We start from the raw sequence: 25228 nt of genomic DNA, 5'->3' as shown, positions 1-25228 counted from the left end.
GTAACCGATCCAGTCATACAATAAACTTTCCAATTATGAAACATTTTTCTACTAAGTCAATACTTACTTTCGGTACCTGCTTGGCACTTCCCACGCAGGCACAAGAGATAAAGCCGACAGTAATTCAGGAAAAACCCAATATCGTATTGATCTATGCCGATGATATCGGCTATGGAGATCTCTCATGTTATGGAGCTCACCGAGTGACAACTCCTCATGTAGATAACCTGGCAAATAACGGGATACGTTTTCTCAATGCCCATTCCGCCGCAGCGACCAGTACGCCTTCGCGTTACGGACTCTTTACGGGCGAGTACCCATGGAGAAGGAACGGTACCGGGGTTGCCCGCGGCGATGCCGGGTTGATCATCAAACCGCATCGGTACAATGTGGCAAAACTGATGAAAAAGGCGGGTTATACCACCGGAGCGGTAGGAAAATGGCACCTCGGCATCGGAGAGGAGACCGGCACCCAGAATTGGAACGGGAGGATTGCTCCCGGTCCGTACGAGATCGGATTCGACTACTCCTACCTTATGGCGGCAACGGGCGATAGGGTACCCTGTGTCTATCTGGAAAACCAGGAAGTGGCAAACCTCGACCTAAATGACCCGATCAGCGTAAGCTATTCGCAGAACTTTCCCGGAGAGCCTACCGGCAAGGATAATCCCGAACTGCTGACAAAATTGAGGCCAAGTCCCAACCACGGGCATGATCAGAGCATTATCAACGGGATCTCCCGCATCGGCTATATGAAAGGGGGCAAAGCTGCCCTATGGGAGGATGAAACGATTGCCGACAGCATCACCTCACGCGCTGTCCGTTTTATAGAACAGAATAAAGAGAAACCCTTCTTCCTTTATTTCGGCACCAACGATATCCATGTGCCGCGCTATCCGAACGAACGGTTCCGGGGCAAAACCCAGATGGGACACCGGGGCGATGCAATCGTCCAGTTCGACTGGTCGGTGGGTGAAGTGATCCGCGCATTAAAAGAGGCAGGTGTGTATGAGAATACGCTGATTATTTTGTCGAGCGATAACGGCCCGGTGGTGGATGACGGCTACGCAGACGAAGCCGTGGAGCGCCTGATGGATCATAAACCGTGGGGGCCTTATCGCGGCGGCAAGTACAGTATGTTTGAAGCAGGAACAAGAGTGCCTTTTATTGTTCACTGGCCGGAGGTGGTGCGTCCGGGTATTTCCGATGCGCTGGTTTCCCAGATCGACCTGTTAGGTACGCTGGCTGCTTTGACGGGTATTGAGTTGGAGGAGGAAAAATTAAGCGATAGCAGGAATCAACTTCCCGCATGGCTCGGTCTCGATAACGAAGGGCGTGAATACCTGATCGGTGCCGGCACTTCGCTTATGATCCGTACCAAAGACTGGAAGTATATTGAACCGAACAAGGGCAGGCAATACAACATGCTCACCGACACAGAGATGGGGAACAGCCCGGAGGATCAACTCTATCATTTACGCTATGACCGGGGTGAGTACGACAATGTAGCTGAAAAGAACCGCCTGAAGGTGAGATTTTTTAAGCAGATACTCGAAGAGGAAAAGAGCAAAGGTGTAGGGTTGAACTTGTAAAAAAGAACAGTATCAAAGGGAAGAGGTTGTTCAGTCCAATGTCTGAGCAACCTCTTTCTTGCATTAAAATTGGTGATTTATCGACTTTTACAATGGATATAAAATAGTTTCCGGGAGAAATTTTGAATGTCCATTTTGTTTTATAAAAAACACTCTTCCACACCTTTGAGAAAAAGATGCAGAAGAGTTTATTAAAGTTATTTATTGCTGATTAATCATTATTTTCACAGGTCCCAACTTAAAAGTTGTATTTAGATAGCTTCAGCATGATGTGTAAACTTGATTGTAAAAGTAGTAAAATATATTTAAAAGTCAGTTTTTTTGATTAACTTGCCGGGTAAAAACAAAATTGTTAATTATTTTGGATATCAAAGGTTCATCAAAACAATTCCATACACTTTAATGAAAATATAATAATCGTATGAAAAATCGTCTATTTCTACTCTTGTTTTTTATATTGTCTCTTTGCCTGCAAGGTATTTCTCAACCTGCAAGGCAGTTGGTGCAGGTGATCGTGACACCGGATAAATCTGATTGGACCTATGAAAAGGGTGAACAGGCCCAATTTCAGATTATGGTACTCAAAAATAATGTTCCTTTAGATGGGATCGATGTGAAATACCGTATCAGTCCCGAATTGATGGATGCATGGGAAGAAAAAACCGTCACACTCAAGAAAGGAGTGGCCACTGTCAAAGCCAAACGGTTCAATGATGCTGGTTTTTTACGTTGCCAAGCATCGGTAGAGGTTGACGGGAAAACCTATTCCTCTTACTCGACTGCCGGATTTTCTCCCGAACAGATTAAACCGACCACTACACTACCATCCGACTTCGAACAGTTTTGGGATGGAGCCAAGGCGGATTTGGCCAAGATACCCATAAACCCTGTATTAACCCTGATGCCTGAACGATGCACCGACAAAGTGGATGTGTACCATGTGAGCATTGATAACATTAAAGGAAAAATTTATGGCATCTTATGTAAACCCAAAGCCGAAGGGAAATATCCCGCAATACTGCATGTTCCCGGTGCAGGGATACGACCTTACTACGGTGATGTGCGGAGTGCTGAAAAAGGTATCATCACCTTCCAGATTGGCATTCACGGCATCCCGGTAAACCTTGAACAAAAAGTTTACGACAATCTGGGTAGTGGTGCGCTCAACGGTTACCAGGTCGCCAATATGGATGACAAAGATAATTATTACTATAAACGTGTTTATCTCGGTTGTGTGAGAGCTGTAGACTTTATCGAGTCCCTCGATTGTTTTAACGGTCAGGATATAGCAGTAACAGGCGGAAGTCAGGGTGGCGCACTCTCCATTATTACAGCAGCACTCGATAGCCGTATCGATTATCTGGCTGCTTTCTACCCGGCTCTTTCCGACTTAACCGGCTATCTACACGGCCGTGCCGGAGGTTGGCCCCACATGTTCAAAGATAATTTCACCAATAAGCCCCAAAAAATAGAAACATCAAAATATTATGATGTGGTGAATTTCGCCCGCTTCGTCAAAGTACCCGGTTGGTATAGCTGGGGATATAACGACAACGTATGCCCGCCCACATCGATGCATGCCGCCTACAATGTCATTCCCGGATCCAAAGAGTTGCATCTTTTCCAGGAAACCCAGCACTGGACTTTCCCGGAACAGCAAGAACTCAAAAATAACTGGTTATTCAAAAAACTTTTGAAATAAAAATAGCATACCAACAGGCCATTCCCGCCGCAAACAAAAAGGTTATTTCTCTATAAAAATCAATCCTATGCAAAAAATCAATCCTATTATTGGTGTTCTTCTGTTACTTTTTATTTTTTCGTTGGCAGGATGTGGGTCAGGCACCGGCGAAGATAATACCCCTGCGTGGAAAGCCCAACATGTAGTTTTCATCGGACTAGATGGATGGGGCAGCTATAGTGTAGAAAAAGCAGATATGCCTAATGTGAAACAACTGATGAAAGAAGGTAGTTACACCCTGCAAAAACGGACAGTACTTCCTTCATCAAGTGCGGTAAACTGGGCATCTATGTTTATGGGAGCGGGGCCGGAGTTACACGGATACACCACCTGGGGGTCTCAGACACCCGATCTTCCCTCCCGCGAGTTAAACCGGAATGGGATGTTTCCCAACATCTTTAATCTACTGAAAGAAGCTGCTCCCGAAGCTGAAATAGGAGCAATATATGAATGGGATGGGATTAAATACCTGATAGATACACTTTCTCTGAATTACTATCGCAATGTCCCCAACGACAACAAGCTGAACACAGAACTCACCAGATTTGCCGTAAAATATGTCAAAGAAAAAAAGCCGACACTGGCAGCGTTTATCTATGACAGTCCGGATGATGTGGGTCATGCAGATGGACATGATACACCCGGCTATTATGCCAAATTGAAAGAGTTGGATGACCAGATAGGTGAGATAATTAACGCCATGAAAGAAACAGGCATGTATGACAATAGCATCATCATTGTCACTTCAGACCATGGAGGTATAGATAAAGGACATGGAGGCATAACAATGATGGAAATGGAAACACCCTTTATCATTGCAGGTAAGGGTATTCAGCAGGGAGGTGAATTTCAGGAAAGCATGATGCAGTTTGACGTCGCACCCACCATCGCCGACATATTTCATTTAGGTCCACCACAAGTATGGGTTGGGCGTTCTATGAAACAGGTATTCTACTGATAACATATAAAATGGAAAGAAAATCAAAGATAAGGGTAGGTGTATGGGGGGCAGCTCTTTCAGCCGCTGTCGCTTGCACCCCCTCTCAACAATCAGAGAAAGCAGGTAAAGAGTTACCCAATGTGATACTGATCCATCTCGACGATATGGGATATGGAGACTTGTCTCTCACCGGAGCTACAGGATATAAGACACCTCATATCGACAGGATGGCCAATGAAGGGCTCTTCTTCACTCATTATTATTCGCCACAGGCGGTATCGAGTGCTTCCCGCGCCGGTCTGCTTACGGGATGCTACCCAAACCGTGTCGGGTTTGCCGGTGCATTAGGACCCACTTCAGGGATCGGGATCTCTGACGATGAAGTGACCATTGCCGAATTACTTAAAGAGAAAGGATATGCCACCGCAGCCTACGGTAAATGGCATTTGGGAGTTCAGTCCCAATTCCTGCCCACCAATCACGGGTTCGATGAGTTTTATGGTATCCCCTACTCCAACGATATGTGGCCACTGCACCCGACAGGCACATATCCCGACCTGCCTCTGTTCGAAAATAAGGAGATCGTAAATCCGGCGGTTTCACCTGACGATCAGGCCCAATTTACCACCGACTTCACCTATCGCACCGTCGATTTTATCAAAAAAAACCATGACAATCCTTTCTTTATCTATCTGGCCCATCCGATGCCACATGTACCTCTCTATGTTTCCGATAAATTCAAAGGAAAATCAGAGCAGGGGCTATACGGTGACGTGATGATGGAGATCGACTGGAGCGTGGGAGAAATCATAAAAACATTGGAAGAGACCGGCCTGGATAAACAGACACTCGTAATTTTCACCTCCGATAATGGACCCTGGCTCAACTATGGCAATCACGCAGGAAGTACTGCCGGTTATCGCGAAGGGAAAGGGACTACATTCGAAGGAGGACAACGTGTGCCCTGTATTATGATGTGGCGGGGCGTTATCCCCGAAGGAGGCATTTCCAACAGTCTCGCTTCAGGTATTGATATCCTTCCCACTCTGGCGGAGATAACAAGTGCTCCTCTGCCTGAACATATTATCGACGGTGTCAGCCTCCTACCTATACTCAAAGGAGATGTAGAAGCTAAGCCGAGAGAAACTTTCTACTATTACTACCGGCAGAACAGCCTGGAAGCAGTCAGACACGGAGATTGGAAACTGGTTTACCCGCACCCGGGAAGAAGCTACGAAGGATCACAACCGGGCAATGAAGGAAAGCCGGGAAAAGTAAAAGAGGGGTTCCCCTTCCCCGGTGCACTCTACGACCTGCGACGAGATCCCGGTGAACGCTATGATGTGAGCGGGACTTATCCCGATATTGTAGGAAAGCTTGAACAAATTGCCAACATAGCACGACAGGATCTGGGTGATGATCTCACTGGAAATGAGGGTAGCAACCGTAGACAACCGGGAAGAATTCCCGGACAATAACAAATTTATTTGTTTTGCCGAGCGCAGAATTGAAAATTGAGGAGTGAAGGCTACTCAAAACGACCAATTTTATTGAACTTTTAATACAAACGCAATGAAACGATATAATTTGATTATTCCGGCAAAATGGGCGGGTATCAGTTCGCTGGCACTGCTAGGTGCCTGCCAGAACCAGGAGAAAGAGCCTCAACAGCCGAACATCATTTTCATTATGAGCGACGACCATGCCTATCAGGCAATCAGCGCTTATGGCTACGGGCTGAACGAAACACCCAATATAGATAGGCTTGCAGAAGAAGGAGCCCTGTTTTCCCGGTCAACAGTTACCAACTCCATCAGTGCACCCAGCCGCGCGGTCCTGCTTACCGGAAAGCACAGTTTTGTGAATGGTAAGGTCGATAACAACCGACCCTTTGACTGGAATCAGCCCAACTTCCCGAAACTGATGCAGGCTAACGGTTATCAAACCGCCATGATCGGTAAGATACACCTCGACGGCATACCACAAGGATTTGACTTCTCCATGGTGCTTCCGGGACAGGGACAATATTACAATCCCGATTTTCTGATCGATGGTGAAAGGGTCCGCAAGGAAGGATATTGCACTGAAATCATCACCGAAACCACCCTCGACTGGCTGAAAAATAAACGTGATCCCAATAAGCCGTTCTGTGTGTTGTATCACCAGAAGGCCCCCCATCGCAACTGGCAACCGGCTCCGAAATATCTTACCCTTTATGATGATGTGACTTTTGAACCGCCCGCCAACTTCTTCGACAATTACGAAGATCGCGGAAGAGCGGCTAAGGAACAGGAGATGCAGGTTCACGGCCATGCCATGTGGGGACACGACTTTAAAATGATCGTCGACCCTTATGGCGACAGCACCGGATTTCATCATGAACTGAATCGCTTCAATGATAAGCAGCGTGAAGACTGGCTGGCCGCATATACACCTGAAAATGAAGAATTCAAAGCGAAATACCACAGCCTTACGGATAAAGAAATCGCCTTGTGGAAATACAACCGCTATATCAAAGATTATCTGCGTACTATCAAGTCAATCGACGACGGCGTAGGAGAATTACTTGATTATCTTGAGGAAGCAGGCCTCGCAGAAAACACCATTGTGGTCTATACTTCCGACCAGGGGTTTTACCTTGGGGAGCACGGCTGGTTCGACAAGCGGTTCATGTATGAAGAGTCATTCAGAACTCCGTTGTTGATGCGCTATCCCAAAGAGATAAAATCCGGAACTGTCATAGACGCATTAGTCCAGAATCTTGACTTTGCTCCTACTTTCCTTGATTATGCAGGGATCGAAGTACCGGAAGAGATGCAGGGAGAATCTTTCCGACAAGTGGTAGCAGGAAAAACCGACAAGTGGCGAGATGCCGTCTATTACACTTATTACGAATTCCCATCGGTACACATGGTGAAGCGGCATTATGGTGTAGCAACTGAACGATACAAGTTGATGCATTTTTACTATGATATAGACGAATGGGAAATGTATGACCTGGAAACAGATCCTATGGAAATGAGGAATATCTATGATGATCCGGCCTATGCCGAAGTACGCGATATGCTCCATAAGAGATTGGAAGAGTTACGGGTGTACTATGGAGATAGTAACGAACTCAATGAAAAATTCCTGAAAGAATATCTCGAACACCAGAATTAATGAGCCAATATGCTAATGTGCCAATTTATTGATTTCATGATTTGACAGTTAGTAATTTTTAGTTTTTAGTTTTATAAAAGTCTTTGTCCTTTATTCTAAAAGTAATGTACAATCCGATGAAAAAAATAGTCTTTTTATCAATCTTCAGCCTCGTTCTGTTCCATGCAGGGGCACAAACATTTCCACAGCGGGAAAATACACACCGTCTTATGAGTTACAATATCCATCACGGTGAAGGGATGGACGGCAAAATAGATATTGAACGGATCGGCAAACTGATCATTGACATCAACCCCGAAGTGGTGGGATTACAGGAGGTGGACAGTGTAGTAGTCAGAAGCGGCAATATCGATATCCTGCAATTACTTTCGGAACAAACCGGCATGTATGCTACCTTCGGTTATTCCATCCTGCACGACGGAGGGAAGTACGGCAACGGCGTCCTGACACGGGAAAAGCCGATCGCAGTAAAAAAGATTGCTCTTCCGGGAGCCAAAGAAGCTCGCACCGCATTGATAGTGGAACTCGATAAATACGTGGTAGTCAATACACACCTGTCGCTTACCAACGAAGAACGGCTCGAATCGGTTAAGATCATTACCGATGCCGTAGAAATATACGACAAACCGGTATTTCTGATGGGAGATCTCAATGCCACTCCTGATTCCGAACCTATCACATTCCTGCAGGATAAGTGGCAGATCCTCTCCAATCCTAAACAGCCCACCTCCCCATCGGTCAATCCCCGGTCAACAATTGATTACATACTGGGATATACGGCCAAAGGCGAGACCTATGCGAAATACAGGGCTCACGTAATCGATGAGCAGGTAGCATCAGACCATAGACCTCTGTTTGTGGATATCCGCCTGAAAACACCCGCATCTGAAGTAATGCGCACCATCCCTTACCTGCAGAACCCCGGCACCGACGAGATGACCGTGATGTGGCTGACCAATGTGCCGGCGAGAAGTTGGGTGGAATACGGCACAGATCCCAATAACCTGAAACGGGCGCGCACTTTCATCGAAGGAGTTATGGTTGCGAACAACAAGATCAACCGGGTACGCCTTACCGACCTGCAACCGGGTACACGGTATTATTACCGGGTCGTATCCCAGGAAATCACCCGATATTCCAGCTATTACAAGGAGTTTGGAGACACCGTAAGATCCGATATCAAATCATTCACCACCTGGAGTGATGACATGAAAGATTTCCGTGTGATCGTATACAACGACATCCACAGTAATATGGAGATGTTCAATAAACTGCATTCTCTGGTAGAGGATAAGCCTTATGACCTGGTCATCTTTAACGGCGACTGTTTTGATGATGTAGAGGTGGAAAGTGATATTGTGGACAGGCTACTCACCTATACGCCCCGGATAAAAAGCGACGAAATACCCTCCATATTTATCAGGGGAAACCACGAAACACGAGGAGAATACTCCCTCCACTTGTGGGACTATCTCGGGAGAATGGGTGGTCGCTCCTACAGCGCTTTTTCATTGGGTGACACCCGTTTTGTCCTTCTCGATTGCGGTGAAGACAAGCCGGACGACCACTGGGTGTATTACGATATGAATGATTACACCCAGCACCGGATCGACCAGGCCGAGTTCCTGAAAGAAGAATTGCAATCCACAGCATTTAAGGATGCCAGGAAACGGGTACTGGTCCACCATATCCCTATTTTTGGCGTCAAGCCCGATAGCTTCTCCCCCTGCTCCGATCTATGGATACCGGTATTGGAGGATGCCCCATTTAATATTTCCCTCAACGCCCATACGCACCGCTATCGGGTAATAGAAAAGGGAGAAACAGGAAATAACTTCCCTGTCATTATCGGTGGAGGTAACAGAGAACCAGTCGGTACGGTGATGGTGCTTGAGAAGAGAGAAGACAAACTGACCGTCGAAGTGATCAATGCAGCAGGAGAAAAGTTACTGGAAAAAGAATTATAGATAACTGAAAACGAAATGAAGAAAATCCTTTTTATGTTGGCGGGAGCCATGTTATTATCCGCATGCGTGAATAACAAAGAGAAAAACGATATAGTACACTATTCCGGAAACCCGATCTTTGAAGGGTGGTATGCCGATCCCGAGGCGATTGTATATGACGACCAGTACTGGATCTTTCCAACCTATTCCGACTTGTATGAGAAACAGGTATTTTTCGACTGTTTCTCCTCTCCCGATCTGGTGAACTGGACAAAACATGAGAATATCCTCGACACGGCAGAGGTAAAATGGGCGAAGATAGCCATGTGGGCACCGGGAGTGATTGAGAAAGACGGAAAATATTATTTCTTCTTTGCAGCCAACGATATCCAGAATGAGGACGAAACAGGAGGTATCGGTGTTGCGGTAAGTGACAGGCCGGAAGGTCCCTATAAAGATCTGCTCGGTAAACCGCTGATCAACGAGATCGTGAATGGTGCGCAACCGATCGACCAATTCGTTTACAAGGAGAACGACAGCACCTACTATATGTTTTACGGTGGCTGGAGACATTGTAACGTGGTACTGCTTAATAATGATTTTACAGGAATCAGGCCGTTCCCCGACGGAGAGCTCTATAAGGAGGTAACTCCTCAGAATTATGTAGAGGGTCCATTTATGTTCAAAAAGGACGGCAAATATTATTTTATGTGGTCGGAAGGCGGTTGGGGTGGCCCCGATTACAAGGTAGCCTATGCTATAGCCGATAATCCGTTAGGACCCTTTGAACGGATCGGCACTATCCTGGAGCAGGATCCTGAAATAGCTACAGGCGCAGGGCACCACTCAATAATCCATAACCCTAAAAGTGACGATTGGTACATCGTATACCACCGCCGACCAGAGCCGAATATTCATCGCGACCATCGGGTGACCTGTATTGACAAGATGGAGTTTGATGAAAACGGGTATATCAAACCGGTAGAGATGACTTTCGAAGGAGTAGCTGCCAACCCGCTCTGACCTGTTTTACCTGCCGGTTCACCCAAAATCAGGCTAACCCGTACCATTCGTACCCGATTAGTTGTGTTCGTCCCTGAGGCGTTGCATACTGGTCGGGTACGATTTATATTTGCAGATAATCATTATACTAAAAACACCTGCATTATGATTTATCTGCATCCTACATTCATTTTTTTATTTCTGTTGTTCTCTTCGCTTTTTGTAAAGGCACAACAGATCACGGTCACGGGATCAGTCACCGATGAGCATGGGGAACCGCTTGTGGGCGTAACCGTACAAATAAAGGGCAGTACATCCGGCACGGTGACCGGCGCTGACGGGGATTTTTCACTGGCAGCTCCTGCCGACGGGGTAATACAATTCTCTTATATAGGATTTACTTCAGTAGAAAAGCCGGTGAGCAGAGAGTTCATGCAGGTGATGCTGAAAGAAGACCTCATCATGATGGATGAGGTGGTGGTCACCGCGCTGGGCATGAGGAAAGAAAAGAAAGCACTGGCCTACTCCGTCACCGAATTGAAAGAAGATGCCTTCCTGGTAAAAAGCCCTGGACTGGCGGACGGACTGGCGGGGAAAGTAGCCGGTATCAACGTGGTGAAACCCACTACCGGCGCTATGGGCTCGACCCGCATCGTCATCCGGGGTAATGGCTCATTCGGCAACAACCAACCGCTCTATATTGTAGACGGTATGCCGATCGACAACAGCAACTACGGACAACCCGGACTATGGGGTGGCGTGGACGGAGGCGATGGCATCTCATCCCTGAACAGTGACGATATCGAATTCCAGTCGGAGCCTCCTCTCGGAATTTTAGACCACCACAACTCAGCCTCGGAAAGATCTCCGTAGTCGAAGTTCTCCTCCCAGACCAACCGCCACTCTTTCTTCGCCCCATTACAGGAACAGAGAAAAAAGAGAGCGGAGATCAAAGAGATAAAAAAGAATACTTTCTTCATCATGATTGTTTAATTCAGCAATTTCTTGGCATCGTTCAACTTTTCCTGCCAGTCGGCAGAAGGATCCAGTGTATTGAAATACTCGATCGCCTCTTCCAGTTGATTCAGTTTTGCCAATGACTCAGGGCTGTTTTCTTCGGTATATTTTTTGCGCAATACCCGGATCTTTTCCGCATCCTGGATTCCTTCCACCAGGCGTTCGAAGCGGATAGAACTGCGTGCATCAGGATAAACCATATAGGTGTCACCTGCAGGCCATGTCCTGAAGCGTGAATCAGTCAACGGATTTTCAACCCACGAATTATAAGCCCAACGCAGGAAGCCATCAAAATCGGCAGCTACGGCATACCATGCGGCATAGACCGATTCTGCCGGTGCGGAGAAGGTAAACATATTGGGGAACGGATCGGAGCAACACACATAATAAGTGGTAATCAGTCCTTTGGCTCTTCGTGCGGCGATCTCTTCTTTGGTTACCTCGTTACCGGCCCCAACACAAATATCCTTTATCCACGGGTAGTCCCTGTAACTCTTATGGTTGTCGGCCAAAGAAACACCCAGCTCGGGAGCCGCGCTCTCCAATACCTTCAACGCCGCCTGCATATCTGCCGGTGCACGCTCATCCATGGCTATATTGGTTATCTCCAACCATCCTTTTTCGCGTAAGTGGCTGGTAAAATCTTTCAGGAAGACACTCCACATCTCCACATATTCTTTCGACTGGGCTTTCAGCTCTACGGTGACCAACTCCCTTTTTTCCATATCATTATAGTGCAGCTTGTTATTCCAGGTGAGCAAAGAGTAGCAATTGATCATCTTGTCGATACCCAGATCCATCATATACTCTACCCATTTATCGAAAATAGTATAGTCGAAAGTCCAGCTTTGGTCTTCATGTTTTGTCCAGATGATCATATCGGCATAGGCATCATAGCACTGATTATTCCACGGATCCATATTCAGGGTAGCGGTGATCACTTTCTGTCCCGCATCGGCCAGCATCTTCATCAATGGCTTCATTTTCTCAAAATGGGCATCGCTCCACACTTCCAGGTTATGCACCCTTGCCACGGCCGACGGATGTTGCCACAGGTCAAGATGATAGAGCCACTCCGACGGTTCGGGCAGTACCTGATCCACCACATTCAACGTTATTTCAAAATCCTCCACCTTACTTCCTCCTGCATACAGTTTCAGGGTACTCTTATAGTCTCCGGCAACAGCATCGGAGGGAATGGCAAAAGTCAGCCAGACCGGCCTGACACTCTTTGCTTCTACATTGAAGCACTCCAGGTTATCCAACATATCCGCTGCCAGTGATGACGGAAAATCTTCAGGTTTGCGGTATCCGCAACCGGGGCCGAACTCATCGGTCATCACGTAGCGGACAAACCTTGCCTGTGCAACAGATGCAGGCAGTTTACCTCCCTGTGCCTGAAAGTCGGTGAATTCCAATTCTACCTGATCGATATTCGAAACCGACCATAAAAGTAGTTGGGCTGATACTTTTTCCCCCTTCCAACCTGTAACTGTTACGCTCTTATTGGGAGATACCCGGGGCGCCACCGATTTCGGCAGTTTGTCGTCAATCGAAATAAACGATGCCTGTAACCCTGCGGGCACGTTTGACCAGTCGGATAATGTATCGTCTGTCGGATCCTGCATCTCTTCAAAAGTGTTACACTCTTTTTCCGGACGCTTGCTTTCGCATGAGATAAGGGCTAAAACCTGTAACCCTATCAACATGCATACGGATAATCGTAAAATAGTTGATGAAATACTCATAGAAAAATAAGATAATAGATATATGATATATTTATGTTATTGCATACTTTTAATTTATCATTTACTTAATCCGGATAATAAATCAGGTTAGGTTATTTCACATTTTTTCGTTCTCTAATACAAAATAATCGATCACTGCCGGAACCTCAGCCTCTCCTATATGGATCAATCCGGGACGGGCTACCCTGTCCCACCGCACCAGGAATGCAGCATCGAGAGGAGTATCATTCACCGAAGTCCAGGATTCCCCATCGCCACTGTAGGAAAACGTGAGGAAGCATCCCCTCTCCACGTCAATCCTGAAATAGGAAATTTTTTCTTCAGGGACAGTCTGGAAAAGAACGGTTTCCAGACCTTCTCTCACCGATCTCAATTCCACCCGATCACCTGTAATACCGATCGACATCAAATTCCTATTATCACCGTACATCGTTAACCCTTTGAAACTATCATTGATATTACTGACTTTTGCCTGATAGCTATAGTGTGTTGCTTGCGGACGCAGACAAAGGGCTGTCCCGTGTTCGTTCCCGGCTATCGGTCTTCCTGTCAATATCAGTTCACCGTCATTCAATGTTACATCTATTTCTGCAAAGGGATAGTTCCATGTCCAGTCTACTTTCAATGTTTCCCCGGAAAAATCATCCTTAAAATCGGATACCTTTTTCTGCACGGAACCTTCAAACGGAACAGGCTGTCTATTCACGGCCTGCTTCCCGGTTTTAAAGCGAACCCAATCCTTGTCTGTCATTTCCAACTCATGCAAAACAGGTTGTCTCCCCAGGTAAAATGCGTCACCCGCCTGATATCCATGACTCAGATAGAACATCCGACTGTCGGGTGTCTCTACCACCGTTCCATGGCCAACAGACATATAATCTCCCTCTCCTCCTGAAAGGATGGGATTTCCCTCATACTTTTCATAAGGCCCCTTAAAGTGCTTGGAACGGGCAACCCGCACGTCATAATCACTCGAAGGGCCGCAACAACTCTTCGCCGAATAAAGGATGTAATAGTAATCACCCTTTTTAAAGTGATGTTGTCCTTCCATGCCAATCCCTTCATCATCCTTTAGCAGTGAAAACGGTTCCCCCTCCAGCCGTAATCCGTCAGCAGACAACCGGCTTCCCAGCAACTCTATGGGACGTTGGTCAAGGCCATATGCTTTCCAGGTGAGATAGAGCTGGCCATCATCATCGAACACGAAGGCATCAATAGCTTCGGTACCCAGCTCCACAATGGGACCATGATCCTTAAAAAGCAGGGAAGTTCCTTCCGATGACGCCACACCTATGTAGGAGATATTGTCCGTTTTTCGCCGGGCAGTATAATAGCAATACATGGTATCATTGTGATAATACAACTCCGGTGCCCAGAACGAAGTCGAAGTCCATTCCGGCTGCTCGTCGAAAATATGTCCGGTCTGCTCCCAATTGACCATATCTTTCGATATAAATACCGGGTAAAAAGGAGCCCATTCGGAAGATGTTGCTGTCGCGTAATAGGTATCTCCCACCCTGATAACGGAAGGGTCAGCCATATCGCCGCAAATAACAGGATTATTAAAAAAAGAACTCTCCTGGGAAATTGAGAGGGACGCTACGAGAAAGAAAATTACCAAAAGATTTGTCAGTTTCATTATGACTATTTTTCTGCCGGTAACTGAACAATAGGGTTAGTGGATAATATCATCCTGCCGACTCATGAATTACAACAGACAAAAATAGTGAAAGCCGAGAGAAAAGCCAAACTTGTTTGAATTATTCCGTTAAGAGAGAGCAGAACGAGTTTACTTGTTTTGCCGAACGCAGGAATAATCTAATTTATTGAACTTTTCCGAGACGCATCCTATATTATGAGAAAATAAGCATTATTCCTGTGGTAAAAGATGAAAAACGACAGCTATATTCTCTGTTTTTATTGCATTTTATCAATTATTCCGCTATCTTTGCAATAAAATCAAATCTGAGCAATGCAGAGATTGTATTCAACATACCTCCACACTACCACTACTATGACCATGACCCCTTAGGGGGTTATGTAAATTCTTCGCACCCGGACTCGTCCGTTTTTTGACGAGAAACAACGTTAGACGACTGGAAAGGAGTCAAACTATTATTAGACGACTGGAAAGGGGTCAAACTGTCATTCGACGACCGAATGGGAGTCAAATTTCAAATTCCATACATCCATTAAAGAATAAAGAGCTACCTGATGAGTTAATTCATTTCAGGACACGTTGTCGGGATCAACAAGTTAGTTTATTAATTTCAATTCTAAAAAAATGTTTCATATAACCTCAGGGTTAAAAATATAATCAATATGAAGGTGATGAAATTCGGGGGAACATCCGTAGGTGATCCCGGTAGTTTACAACGAGTCAAGAAGATCATAGAAAAAGAGAGGGAGCCCGTCATTGTGATAGTTTCAGCGCTGGGTGGTGTAACAGACCGCTTGTTGCTGGCTGCCAATTTCGCATTGAACGGTAATCCGGGCTATAAAACGTTGATCGAGGAAATAGTTCTGCGTCATGAGGAGTTGATTGAAAAAATGATCTCCTCTCCGGATGACAAGGAAGAGTTAAAGCTAAAGACAGGACATTTATTCGAAGAGCTACGCAATATTTTACAAGGGGTATTTCTTATCGGCGATCTCTCACAGAAGACCTCCGACAAAATTGTCAGCTATGGAGAACGACTTTCTTCACTGATCATCAGCAAGATAATCGACATGGCGCAACTATATGATGCCACCAAATTCATCAAGACAGACAAACAATTTCACAATCATATTCCCGATCTGGCACGATCGAATGAACTGATCCGTAAAACATTCTCCGAAATGCCACCACCTCGTGTGGCAGTGGTACCCGGATTTATCTCATCCAGCAACGACAACAATGATATCACGAATCTGGGACGGGGAGGTTCGGACTATACTGCTGCTATCATCGCAGCAGCAATGAATGCTTCGGTGCTGGAGATATGGACAGACGTAGACGGATTTATGACAGCCGATCCCAAGATCATCAATTCTGCCTATGTCATCGAGGAGTTGTCATTTACCGAAGCGATAGAGCTGTCCAACTTCGGGGCAAAGGTCATCTATCCTCCTACCATTTTCCCTGTTTATCATAAGAATATCCCCATACGTGTCAAGAACACGTTTCATCCCGAAACGGAAGGTACGTTGATCAAGAATATCGAACCCTCACGAAACGGAAAGATCATTAAAGGCATCTCATCGATCAATGATACGGCACTGATCACTATCCAGGGATTAGGTATGGTAGGGGTGATCGGTGTAAACAAACGTATTTTCTCTGCTTTAGCCGATAACGGTATCAGCGTTTTTATTGTTTCACAAGCATCATCGGAGAACAGTTCCTCTATCGGAGTACGTTCACAGGATGCGCTCCTGTCACAACAGGTGCTCCGAAAGGAATTTGCCCATGAAATAGGGATGGGTAGTATTAACGATATCATCGTGGAATATGATCTGGCGACCATTGCCATTGTCGGACAGAACATGAAGCATGTACCGGGCATTGCGGGAAAATTTTTCGGGGCTTTGGGGCGGAACGGTATCAGTATTGTGGCGCTGGCACAGGGAGGAGGAGAAACCAATATCTCCTGCGTGATAGCCAAATCCGACCTGAAGAAGTCGCTCAACGTGATCCATGATTCCTTCTTCCTGTCACCCTACCAGGAGTTGAATCTATTTATCGTCGGCACCGGTACTGTGGGTGGTAACCTGCTGGAACAGATCAAGCAGCAGCAAAGCACCCTAAAGGAACAAAATAAGCTAAGGATCAACATCGTAGGCATAGCTAACGGACGGAAAGCGTTGTTCACCCGTGAAGGGATTCCTCTGGACGGATACTTCGATAACCTGATGGCAAACGGCGTACAGAGTTCACCCGAACGTATCCGCGAAGAGATCATCAAAATGAATATCTTCAACTCCGTATTTGTCGATTGTACGGCAAGTCCGGACATCGCGAAATTATATGGTGAACTGATGGCGAAAAATATTTCGGTGGTCACCGCCAACAAGATCGCCGCCTCATCCGATTATGAGAGCTACCGTTATCTGAAAGAAACTGCCCGTAAAACAGGTGTGAAATTTCTATTCGAAACGAATGTAGGAGCAGGGCTTCCCATTATCAACACAATGAATTCCCTGACTAACTCGGGCGACAAAATCGTAAAACTGGAAGCAGTCCTTTCCGGCACATTGAACTTTATCTTCAACACATTGAGTGAAGATATCCCGTTCAGCAAAGCGATACGAATGGCAGTGGAGGCACAATTCGCCGAGCCTGACCCCCGCATAGACTTGAGTGGATTGGATGTAACACGGAAATTAGTAATCCTCTCCCGCGAAGCAGGAGCCAACGTAAATCAATCAGATGTAAAGAAAAACCTCTTTGTACCCCAGAAATATTTTGACGGCTCACTGGAAGAGTTCTGGAAGACTATTCCTGAGATGGATACATCGTTCGAGGCACGCCGGCAAGAACTGGCCAAAGAGGGAAAACGACTCCGATTCGTGGCATCGTATGACAACGGCAATTGTGAAGTAGGACTACGGGAGGTAGAACAGGGGCATCCTTTCTATGACCTGGAAGGAAGTAATAACATCATCATGATCACTACCGAGCGGTATAATGAATATCCCATGGTGATCAAAGGATATGGTGCCGGTGCCGGTGTAACGGCCGCAGGCGTATTTTCAGATATCATCTCAATTGCAAATATCAGGTAAGGTAAAATGAAATATATAATAATTCTTGGTGACGGCATGGCCGACGAACCCATTGCTTCATTGGGAAACAAGACAACCATACAGGCCGCCGCCACACCCTACATAGACCTATTGGCGCGAAAAGGCAGAAACGGACTGCTACATACCGTTCCTGAAGGATTTGCACCGGGGAGTGAGATCGCCAACCTCTCTGTCATGGGATACGATGTGGCTTCGGTATACGAGGGCCGTGGCGTACTGGAAGCCGCCAGCATGGGCGTGGATATCCTGCCCGGGGAGATGGGAATGCGCTGTAACCTGGTTTGTCTCGAAGGAGAACTGTTGAAAAACCACTCGGCAGGACATATCTCAACCCCTGAAGCAGCGGAACTGATCCGATCCCTTGACAGCAAATTGGGAAACGACATATTTAGTTTCTATCCCGGGGTCTCCTATCGCCACCTGTTGAAAATGAAAGGTGGTGACAAGCGACTCCGTTGCACTCCTCCCCATGATATTCCGGAAAAACCATTCCGGGCACATCTGATACAACCCGACGACGAAGAGGCAAGACCGACAGCCGAGGCTTTGAACAGGTTGATCTTTGCATCCCGGGAGATACTGGCAGATCATCCCATCAACAAAAAAAGGATAGTAGAAGGAAAGTCTCCCGCCAATAGTATCTGGCCATGGTCTCCAGGATTCCGCCCTAAGATGAAACCATTCAATGAAATGTTTCCGATCAAAAGTGGCGCAGTGATCTCTGCCGTGGATCTGATAAGGGGGATTGGCGTGTATGCGGGATTGGAAGTGATCATGGTAGAAGGGGCTACAGGCCTCTACAACACCAATTATGAAGGAAAAGCAGAAGCGGCACTCAGGGCATTAAAAGAAAAAGATTTCGTATATCTCCATATCGAAGCCAGCGACGAAGCGGGACATGAAGGAGATGTTCCGTTGAAAGTGAAAACTATTGAATATCTGGATGCCCGTATTGTAAAGACCATCTATGAAGAGATCCTGCAATGGGACGAACCGGTTACCATCGCCATCCTCCCCGACCATCCCACCCCCTGTGCCATACGCACACATACACGTGAGCCTATTCCTTTCCTGATCTATCATCGGGATATCGAACCCGACAGCGTACAGGTATATGATGAGTTTGCCGCAAAAGAGGGAAGTTACGGATTACTCTATGGCGACCAGTTTATGAAAGCGGTTTTCGCTGATAGGTGAAAAGATAGAATGGTGATTTGAATTACCAATTATCAATTACTAATTACTAATTACCAATGGGTCAATGCGACACAAGTCCCAATTTTTTCACTTTTAGTTTTTAGTTTACTTATGAAATATTACAGTACAAATAAAGAAGCATTCATCGTTTCCCTGCAAGAAGCAGTAGTAAAAGGATTGGCTCCCGACAGGGGACTGTATATGCCTGAAAGGATCGCACGTCTTCCTCAGAAATTCTTTGATGGAATGATGGATTTATCCTTGCAAGGGATATCCAAGACCGTTGCGGAGGCCTTTTTCGGGGAAGATATTCCGAAAGAAAAACTGGATGCCATTGTCGGCGACACATTGAGTTTTGAGATACCACTCAAAAAAGTGGAAGACGGGATTTATGTGCTGGAATTATTCCATGGACCCACCTTCGCGTTTAAAGATGTAGGTGCCCGTTTCATGGCGCGGATGCTCTCCCACTTTGTAAAAGAGAAGCAGGAGGAGGTAAACGTGTTGGTCGCTACTTCGGGTGATACAGGCAGTGCGGTAGCCAACGGATTTCTGGGCGTAGAGGGTATCAGAGTGTTTGTGTTGTACCCTTCCGGAAAGGTGAGCGATATGCAGGAAGCTCAATTCACCACCTTGGGACAAAATATAGTCGCACTGGAAGTGGACGGTACATTCGACGACTGTCAAGCTCTGGTAAAATCAGCATTTATGGATGATGAATTGAATAAGCGGATAAAACTCACCTCTGCCAATTCCATTAACGTGGCCAGATTCCTTCCACAATCATTCTACTACTTCTGGGCTTATGCACAATTAGTAAGACAAACACAATTTACAAAAACGGTGGTTTCTGTTCCAAGCGGAAACCTGGGGAATCTCACTGCCGGACTTTTCGCCAAACGTATGGGGCTACCGGTAGATAGATTTATCGCTGCCAACAACCGAAATGATGTCTTCAGGGAATACCTGCAAACCGGGCAATATAACCCGAGAGCATCGGTACAGACCATTGCCAACGCCATGGATGTAGGTGCTCCCAGTAATTTCGACCGTATCCTTGATCTCTACGGCCATTCTCACAAAGCAATCACTAATGATATTTCATCTTTCCGATACAGTGATGAGGAGATCAGCACAGCCATCAAGAATGTTTATATAGAATCAGGGTATCTGCTCGACCCGCATGGGGCATGTGCATACCTGGCACTGAAAGAAGGGAAAAGGTCAGACGAAACAGCCATTTTTCTGGCTACCGCCCATCCGGCTAAATTCAAAGAGACAGTAGAAGCATCTACCGGTGCCCCAATACAAGTCCCGGATGCGCTGGCTGCTTATATGCAACACAAAAAGCAATCGATCCCTCTACCCAATGACTTTGATCTCTTTAAAAAGAAGCTAATCAGCCAGTCTTAAGTTTCTTTTTATTATTTTTGCTGCGAATTAATCCATTAATGTGTAGTTTTGCGTTCAAAACCATACGCTAACTGCTGATTCCGCATGAGGCAACTATTACGATATATATTTTTATATTTTGTGCTGGCCATCTTTTTGCAAGGCTTCTTTATCCGAAAAGCAGCTGCTGCAATAGATCCGACAGTATGGAATGCCGCATCAGGATCAATCCTGTCTAACACGATTAAACAAGCTATTGCCTCACCTCAACAACCACAGGACACACTCTCTACAAGTCCCGATTCAGTCTCCTCAAAACAGGTATTGGAGACTGCTGTATTTTACACGGCTCAGGATTCTATGGTATTTACCGGCAACAATATGGGTTATCTCTACGGGGATGCCGATGTTAAATATGGGAATTTGGCTATCAAGGGGGAATTCATTACTATGGATCTGGACAGTAGTATTATTTCTTCCACCTTTGGTATTGACTCAGCAGGCAAAGAGTTTGGATACCCCGTTTTCTCTGAAGGAGGGATGGAGTATGAAATGAAGAAAGTGCGTTACAACTTCGATACCCGGAAAGCATTTATCAACAATGTAATTACCCAGCAAGGAGAGGGACATATCGTGGCCAATGAAGCCAAAATGAATCCCGACAACTCTTTTTATATGCGGAATGCGAAATATACCACATGCGACCAGCATGACCATCCGCATTTCTACCTGAACCTTTCGAAAGCTAAAGTACGACCGGAGAAGGATGTTGTTACCGGCCCTGCCTGGTTGGTAGTAGCCGATGTGCCACTATTTCCCGTCGTATTGCCTTTCGCATTCTTCCCCTTTACAAAAACCTACTCGTCGGGTATCATTATGCCGAGTTACGGTGACGAGATGACGCGGGGATTCTATCTCCAGAACGGCGGATACTATTTCGCGCTGAGCGATTATATCGATCTGGCCGTCACGGGAGAACTCTATACAAAAGGTTCATGGGGGATCGGTGCACGCTCAAACTACCGTAAACGGTACAAATACTCCGGTAACTTCAATGTGTATTCCCTCACTACGGTCACCGGTGAAAAAGAACTTAAGGATGTAGTGCCCGAGGCATACTCCGTAGCGAAAGACCTCCGCATCAACTGGACCCATTCGCAGGACCCGAAAGCCAACATGTACCGCACCCTCTCGGCAAGCGTGAACTTCTCCACCAGCAGGAACAACCACAGGGATCTTAGTCGTCTCTATTCACGGGAAGCCTCCAACAACACCAAAAGCTCGAGTGTGAACCTCACCCAACGTTTCCCCGACTCACCATGGAGCCTCTCGGCCACTATGAGCATCAACCAGGTATCACGAGACTCCACTATCGCAGCCACCCTACCCAACCTCTCTCTCAACATGAGCCGTATCTATCCCCTTAAAAGGAAAAACGCTGTGGGTGCGGAACGATGGTACGAAAAAATATCGATGAGCTACTCCGGCGAATTCCGTAACTCCATCACCACAAAAGAAGACCGATTCCTGAAGTCGAATCTAGTACGTGACTGGACAAACGGCATGCGCCATAACATTCCCGTAAGCGCAACCTTTACCCTGTTCGATTTCATCCAGTTATCACCCTCGTTCAATTATACCGAACGCTGGTACACCGGTGCGCATAAACAGGCCTGGGATCCTGTCGCCAAGAGGCATGTTCCCGTGGATACCGTACATGGGCTAAAACGTGTGTATGATTACAGCACCTCGCTCAGCGCACAGACAAAGATATACGGGATGTACACGCCATGGAAGATGTTCGGGGATAAAGTACAGGCGATCCGGCATGTATTCACACCCAGCATCAGCCTAAGCTACCGACCCGATTTCGGCGACCCGAAATACAATTTCTACGAAACATACACCTACAGGAACGAGTATGGAGAAGATGTGGAGTATACCTATTCTCCCTATTCCACCATGATGTTCGGGACCGCTCCTACCGGGCAAAGTGGAAGTATCGGTTTCGATTTCAAGAATAACCTTGAAATGAAAGTCCTGAGCGACAAAGATTCTACCGGAGTACGAAAGATAAGTTTGATCGACGATCTGGGGATCAACTTCAGTTATAATATGATGGCCGACTCCATGAAGTGGAGTAATATCAATTCCAACATCCGCCTGAAATTGTCAAAATCATATACTCTCAGCCTGAATGCTACCTGGGATCCCTATCTTTATGAACTGGATCATAACGGAACTCCCCATAGGGTAGATAAACTCAGAGTTCTCAATGGCAAAGGGATCGGAAAATTGATGAATACCGGGACATCTTTCTCCTATTCACTGAATCAGGATACTTTTAAAAAATTATTTGGTCGTGATGACGGGAGTTCCAGGGGGAATGAAAATGAACCGGATCCTGACAATTTACCGGATGACGGTACAATAGGTGCAAACCCATATGAAGAAGCCGAAAGGAGAAGTTCTTTCGAGCAGACTGACAACTCAATGGGAGAATTCGATAGCGACGGTTATCTGAAGAATTCGGTGAATTGGAATCTCTCATTCAATTATTCGATGCGTTACGGATATGGGGAATTTAACAAAGAACGCATGGAGTATAAGGGGAAACTCACCCATAGTTTCGGGTTGAGTGGTTCTATCCAGCCCACCAAAAACTGGAATTTCACGTTCAATACCGATTACAATTTCGAAGTCAACAGATTCACCAGTATCAACTGTACACTCACGCGCAACCTGCATTGCTGGAGCATGTCCGCCAGTTTTATCCCTATTGGGCCCTATAAATCCTATAACTTCACTATCCGTGCCAACTCCTCACTATTACAGGATCTGAAGTGGGACGAACGCAGTTCGCCGTATGACAGGGGAGTAAGCTGGTACTAGCCCCACAGTTTCTTCATTAACTCGTTCATTTTCGATTCACCCGGGTTGGATTGGGGTTCCCAAAAACGACTATTTTTTAACTCTTTAGGGAGATATTCCTGTTTTACAAAGTTATTTTCATAGTCGTGTGCATACTTATACTCCTTGCCGTAATTAAGCTCTTTCATCAAAGAAGTGGGTGCATTGCGCAAATGCAATGGTACGGGCAGATTGCCGGTCTTCTCCACTTTCGCCATAGCACTGTCAATAGCCAGATAGGCCGAATTACTTTTAGGAGATGCGGCCAGATAGATGGTAGTTTCTGCCAATACGATACGCCCTTCCGGCCAACCGATCTTCTGCAAGGCATCGAAGCATGCATTGGCCAACAGCAATGCATTGGGATTCGCCAACCCTATATCCTCTGCTGCCGAGATAACCAGCCTCCGGGCAATGAACTTGGGGTCTTCCCCACCCGCTACCATCCGGGCCAGCCAATAGATTGCCGCGTCGGGATCACTACCCCTTATCGATTTGATAAAAGCGGAAATGATGTCATAATGCATCTCCCCACCCTTATCATAAGCCGCCGGATTCTCCTGTAACCGTTCAGTCACCATCTGGTCGGTGACCACGATTGCTTCATCATTGTCGGAAGCTACTGCCAAATCCAGAATATTGAGCAACTTTCGGGCATCTCCTCCCGAAAAACGAAACAGGGCATCAGTTTCTTTAACTTCTATCTTTCTCTCTTTCAGGATAAAGTCCTCGTTAAGCGCCCGATTCAATAATTGTTCCAGTTCCTTCTTATCCAACGGTTTCAAGACATATACCTGACAACGGGATAGTAATGGACGAATCACCTCAAATGAAGGATTTTCGGTGGTAGCGCCAATCAATGTGACAATACCTGTCTCCACGGCATTCAACAGGGAATCCTGCTGCGACTTGCTAAAACGGTGGATTTCGTCGATAAAAAGAATAGGTGCCGATGACTCAAAAAAGCGGTTATTCTTTGCCTTTTCAATCACTTCACGTACATCCTTCACACCTGAGTTGATGGCACTCAACTTGTAAAAAGGGGCATTCAGCGTGTTTGCAATAATATTTGCAAGGGTGGTCTTTCCCACGCCGGGCGGTCCCCAGAGAATGATGGAAGGAATTCTTCCCGAGTCAATCATCCGGCGCAGTACAGCCCCCCTGCCAACCAGGTGCGACTGGCCGATCAGTTCATCGAGATGTTGCGGCCGGAGCCGTTCCGCAAGAGGTGTACCCATAGGAATTCAATTTTTATACATTGCAAAGATAAATAAATTTAATTTCTTTATCTTCTACTTTTACAGTGCATCAAAATGTCATGGTATCACTCTTCGCTTAACTCTCCGAACCATTGCCACCATCATAAAGTAATAAAGATTCTCAATTTATACCTAACTGTTGAACAGATAAATTTGAATTATGTACATTTCTATAATTGTTCTTTAAGCCGTTAGAATGGGGGTTATGGCAATCCAGGCAGCTCATCCCTTCGTAAAGGCCGGTTGGGGTTTTATCATCTTCCGTACCTGCTTCGCGCCGACCATTGGGCGAATGGCATTGCATGCATAGCCATGTATTAGGGTCGTCGGACACCTTCACCGGTGAATCCCCGTCGTAGATGGTGGGCTTGAGCAACTTGTCCGATGGCAGATGGCGCTTTTCCGCACGTAGATATAAGGCCGTAGCAGGTCGTTCGGTTTTTTGCATCAATTTGTCCCGGGACTCCTTATCTAACGAGCTGATGTTTCGCAGTTAAAAATGAAGTTGATAATCAGAGGATAAGAGATAAAAAA

15 protein-coding genes are annotated in these 25228 nt (G+C 46.2%); 12 read left to right on the top strand and 3 right to left on the bottom strand.

The window, feature by feature from the left end:
* Nucleotides 1–35: 35 nt before the first annotated feature.
* The 8 genes from U2P89_RS09210 to U2P89_RS09175 all read left to right on the top strand — a co-directional run bounded on the left by U2P89_RS09210 (nt 36) and on the right by U2P89_RS09175 (nt 11256).
* Entirely contained in the window at nt 36–1592 is a 1557-nt protein-coding gene (locus U2P89_RS09210) for a sulfatase family protein (RefSeq protein ID WP_092025765.1), read from the top strand.
* 421 nt (nt 1593–2013) lie between these two features.
* The gene (locus tag U2P89_RS09205) at nt 2014–3294 is read left to right on the top strand and encodes an acetylxylan esterase (protein ID WP_322191226.1); all 1281 of its coding nucleotides are present in this window, start codon (nt 2014–2016) and stop codon (nt 3292–3294) included.
* A 67-nt stretch (nt 3295–3361) separates the two neighbouring features.
* Nucleotides 3362–4291, top strand: a complete 930-nt coding sequence (locus tag U2P89_RS09200) for an alkaline phosphatase (RefSeq protein WP_076928313.1) — start codon at nt 3362–3364, stop codon at nt 4289–4291.
* Between the two features lie 11 nt (nt 4292–4302).
* Nucleotides 4303–5751, top strand: coding sequence for a sulfatase (locus U2P89_RS09195; RefSeq protein WP_322191225.1), 1449 nt, complete (start codon nt 4303–4305; stop codon nt 5749–5751).
* Between the two features lie 94 nt (nt 5752–5845).
* Nucleotides 5846–7435, top strand: coding sequence for a sulfatase (locus U2P89_RS09190; protein ID WP_322191224.1), 1590 nt, complete (start codon nt 5846–5848; stop codon nt 7433–7435).
* A 116-nt stretch (nt 7436–7551) separates the two neighbouring features.
* Complete coding sequence (locus U2P89_RS09185; protein WP_322191223.1) at nt 7552–9402, top strand: endonuclease/exonuclease/phosphatase family protein; 1851 nt, start codon at nt 7552–7554, stop codon at nt 9400–9402.
* A gap of 48 nt (nt 9403–9450) precedes the next feature.
* A complete protein-coding gene (locus tag U2P89_RS09180; RefSeq protein ID WP_416188632.1) occupies nt 9451–10404 on the top strand; it encodes a glycoside hydrolase family 43 protein in 954 nt (317 codons plus the stop codon).
* A gap of 144 nt (nt 10405–10548) precedes the next feature.
* On the top strand, nt 10549–11256 hold the full coding sequence (locus tag U2P89_RS09175; RefSeq protein WP_232001486.1) for a carboxypeptidase-like regulatory domain-containing protein: 708 nt from the start codon (nt 10549–10551) through the stop codon (nt 11254–11256).
* A gap of 116 nt (nt 11257–11372) precedes the next feature.
* Here U2P89_RS09175 and U2P89_RS09170 read toward each other — a convergent pair whose 3' ends face one another.
* Together U2P89_RS09170 and U2P89_RS09165 are read right to left on the bottom strand one after the other, a co-directional pair.
* Nucleotides 11373–13148 carry a DUF4091 domain-containing protein gene (locus U2P89_RS09170; RefSeq protein ID WP_322191221.1) on the bottom strand — a complete coding sequence of 592 codons (1776 nt, stop codon included), beginning with the start codon at nt 13146–13148 and terminating at the stop codon, nt 11373–11375.
* 97 nt (nt 13149–13245) lie between these two features.
* A complete protein-coding gene (locus U2P89_RS09165; protein WP_322191220.1) occupies nt 13246–14787 on the bottom strand; it encodes a family 43 glycosylhydrolase in 1542 nt (513 codons plus the stop codon).
* 683 nt (nt 14788–15470) lie between these two features.
* Between U2P89_RS09165 and thrA the strand changes: the two genes are divergently transcribed.
* The 4 genes from thrA to U2P89_RS09145 all read left to right on the top strand — a co-directional run bounded on the left by thrA (nt 15471) and on the right by U2P89_RS09145 (nt 23417).
* Nucleotides 15471–17915 carry a bifunctional aspartate kinase/homoserine dehydrogenase I gene (gene thrA, locus U2P89_RS09160; RefSeq protein WP_322191219.1) on the top strand — a complete coding sequence of 815 codons (2445 nt, stop codon included), beginning with the start codon at nt 15471–15473 and terminating at the stop codon, nt 17913–17915.
* Nucleotides 17916–17921: 6 nt separating this feature from the next.
* Nucleotides 17922–19133: a cofactor-independent phosphoglycerate mutase gene (locus U2P89_RS09155; protein WP_091905424.1), complete on the top strand. Its 1212-nt coding sequence runs from the start codon at nt 17922–17924 to the stop codon at nt 19131–19133.
* Nucleotides 19134–19244: 111 nt separating this feature from the next.
* The gene (thrC, locus tag U2P89_RS09150; RefSeq protein ID WP_322191218.1) at nt 19245–20546 is read left to right on the top strand and encodes a threonine synthase; all 1302 of its coding nucleotides are present in this window, start codon (nt 19245–19247) and stop codon (nt 20544–20546) included.
* An 84-nt stretch (nt 20547–20630) separates the two neighbouring features.
* Nucleotides 20631–23417, top strand: coding sequence for a putative LPS assembly protein LptD (locus U2P89_RS09145; RefSeq protein ID WP_322191217.1), 2787 nt, complete (start codon nt 20631–20633; stop codon nt 23415–23417).
* On the opposite strand, the gene U2P89_RS09140 is transcribed toward U2P89_RS09145, so the two are convergent.
* Nucleotides 23414–24673 (bottom strand): replication-associated recombination protein A, encoded by a 1260-nt coding sequence (locus U2P89_RS09140; protein ID WP_076928303.1) that lies wholly within the window; start codon nt 24671–24673, stop codon nt 23414–23416. The genes U2P89_RS09145 and U2P89_RS09140 overlap by 4 nt on opposite strands.
* Nucleotides 24674–25228 lie beyond the last annotated feature (555 nt).

This window comes from Proteiniphilum sp. (genome assembly GCF_034331125.1).
GTDB lineage: Bacteria > Bacteroidota > Bacteroidia > Bacteroidales > Dysgonomonadaceae > Proteiniphilum > Proteiniphilum saccharofermentans.
Note: the sequence above shows the minus strand (reverse complement) of the source record. Positions and strands in the feature narration are given on the sequence as shown.

Excerpts from the sequence above, each read along its gene's own strand:
- U2P89_RS09210 (WP_092025765.1), top strand. The coding sequence starts at position 36 with ATGAAACATTTTTCTACTAAGTCAATACTTACTTTCGGTACCTGCTTG.
- U2P89_RS09205 (WP_322191226.1), top strand. The coding sequence starts at position 2,014 with ATGAAAAATCGTCTATTTCTACTCTTGTTTTTTATATTGTCTCTTTGC.
- U2P89_RS09200 (WP_076928313.1), top strand. The coding sequence starts at position 3,362 with ATGCAAAAAATCAATCCTATTATTGGTGTTCTTCTGTTACTTTTTATT.
- U2P89_RS09195 (WP_322191225.1), top strand. The coding sequence starts at position 4,303 with ATGGAAAGAAAATCAAAGATAAGGGTAGGTGTATGGGGGGCAGCTCTT.
- U2P89_RS09190 (WP_322191224.1), top strand. The coding sequence starts at position 5,846 with ATGAAACGATATAATTTGATTATTCCGGCAAAATGGGCGGGTATCAGT.
- U2P89_RS09185 (WP_322191223.1), top strand. The coding sequence starts at position 7,552 with ATGAAAAAAATAGTCTTTTTATCAATCTTCAGCCTCGTTCTGTTCCAT.
- U2P89_RS09180 (WP_416188632.1), top strand. The coding sequence starts at position 9,451 with ATGTTATTATCCGCATGCGTGAATAACAAAGAGAAAAACGATATAGTA.
- U2P89_RS09175 (WP_232001486.1), top strand. The coding sequence starts at position 10,549 with ATGATTTATCTGCATCCTACATTCATTTTTTTATTTCTGTTGTTCTCT.
- U2P89_RS09170 (WP_322191221.1), bottom strand. The coding sequence starts at position 13,148 with ATGAGTATTTCATCAACTATTTTACGATTATCCGTATGCATGTTGATA.
- U2P89_RS09165 (WP_322191220.1), bottom strand. The coding sequence starts at position 14,787 with ATGAAACTGACAAATCTTTTGGTAATTTTCTTTCTCGTAGCGTCCCTC.
- thrA (WP_322191219.1), top strand. The coding sequence starts at position 15,471 with ATGAAGGTGATGAAATTCGGGGGAACATCCGTAGGTGATCCCGGTAGT.
- U2P89_RS09155 (WP_091905424.1), top strand. The coding sequence starts at position 17,922 with ATGAAATATATAATAATTCTTGGTGACGGCATGGCCGACGAACCCATT.
- thrC (WP_322191218.1), top strand. The coding sequence starts at position 19,245 with ATGAAATATTACAGTACAAATAAAGAAGCATTCATCGTTTCCCTGCAA.
- U2P89_RS09145 (WP_322191217.1), top strand. The coding sequence starts at position 20,631 with ATGAGGCAACTATTACGATATATATTTTTATATTTTGTGCTGGCCATC.
- U2P89_RS09140 (WP_076928303.1), bottom strand. The coding sequence starts at position 24,673 with ATGGGTACACCTCTTGCGGAACGGCTCCGGCCGCAACATCTCGATGAA.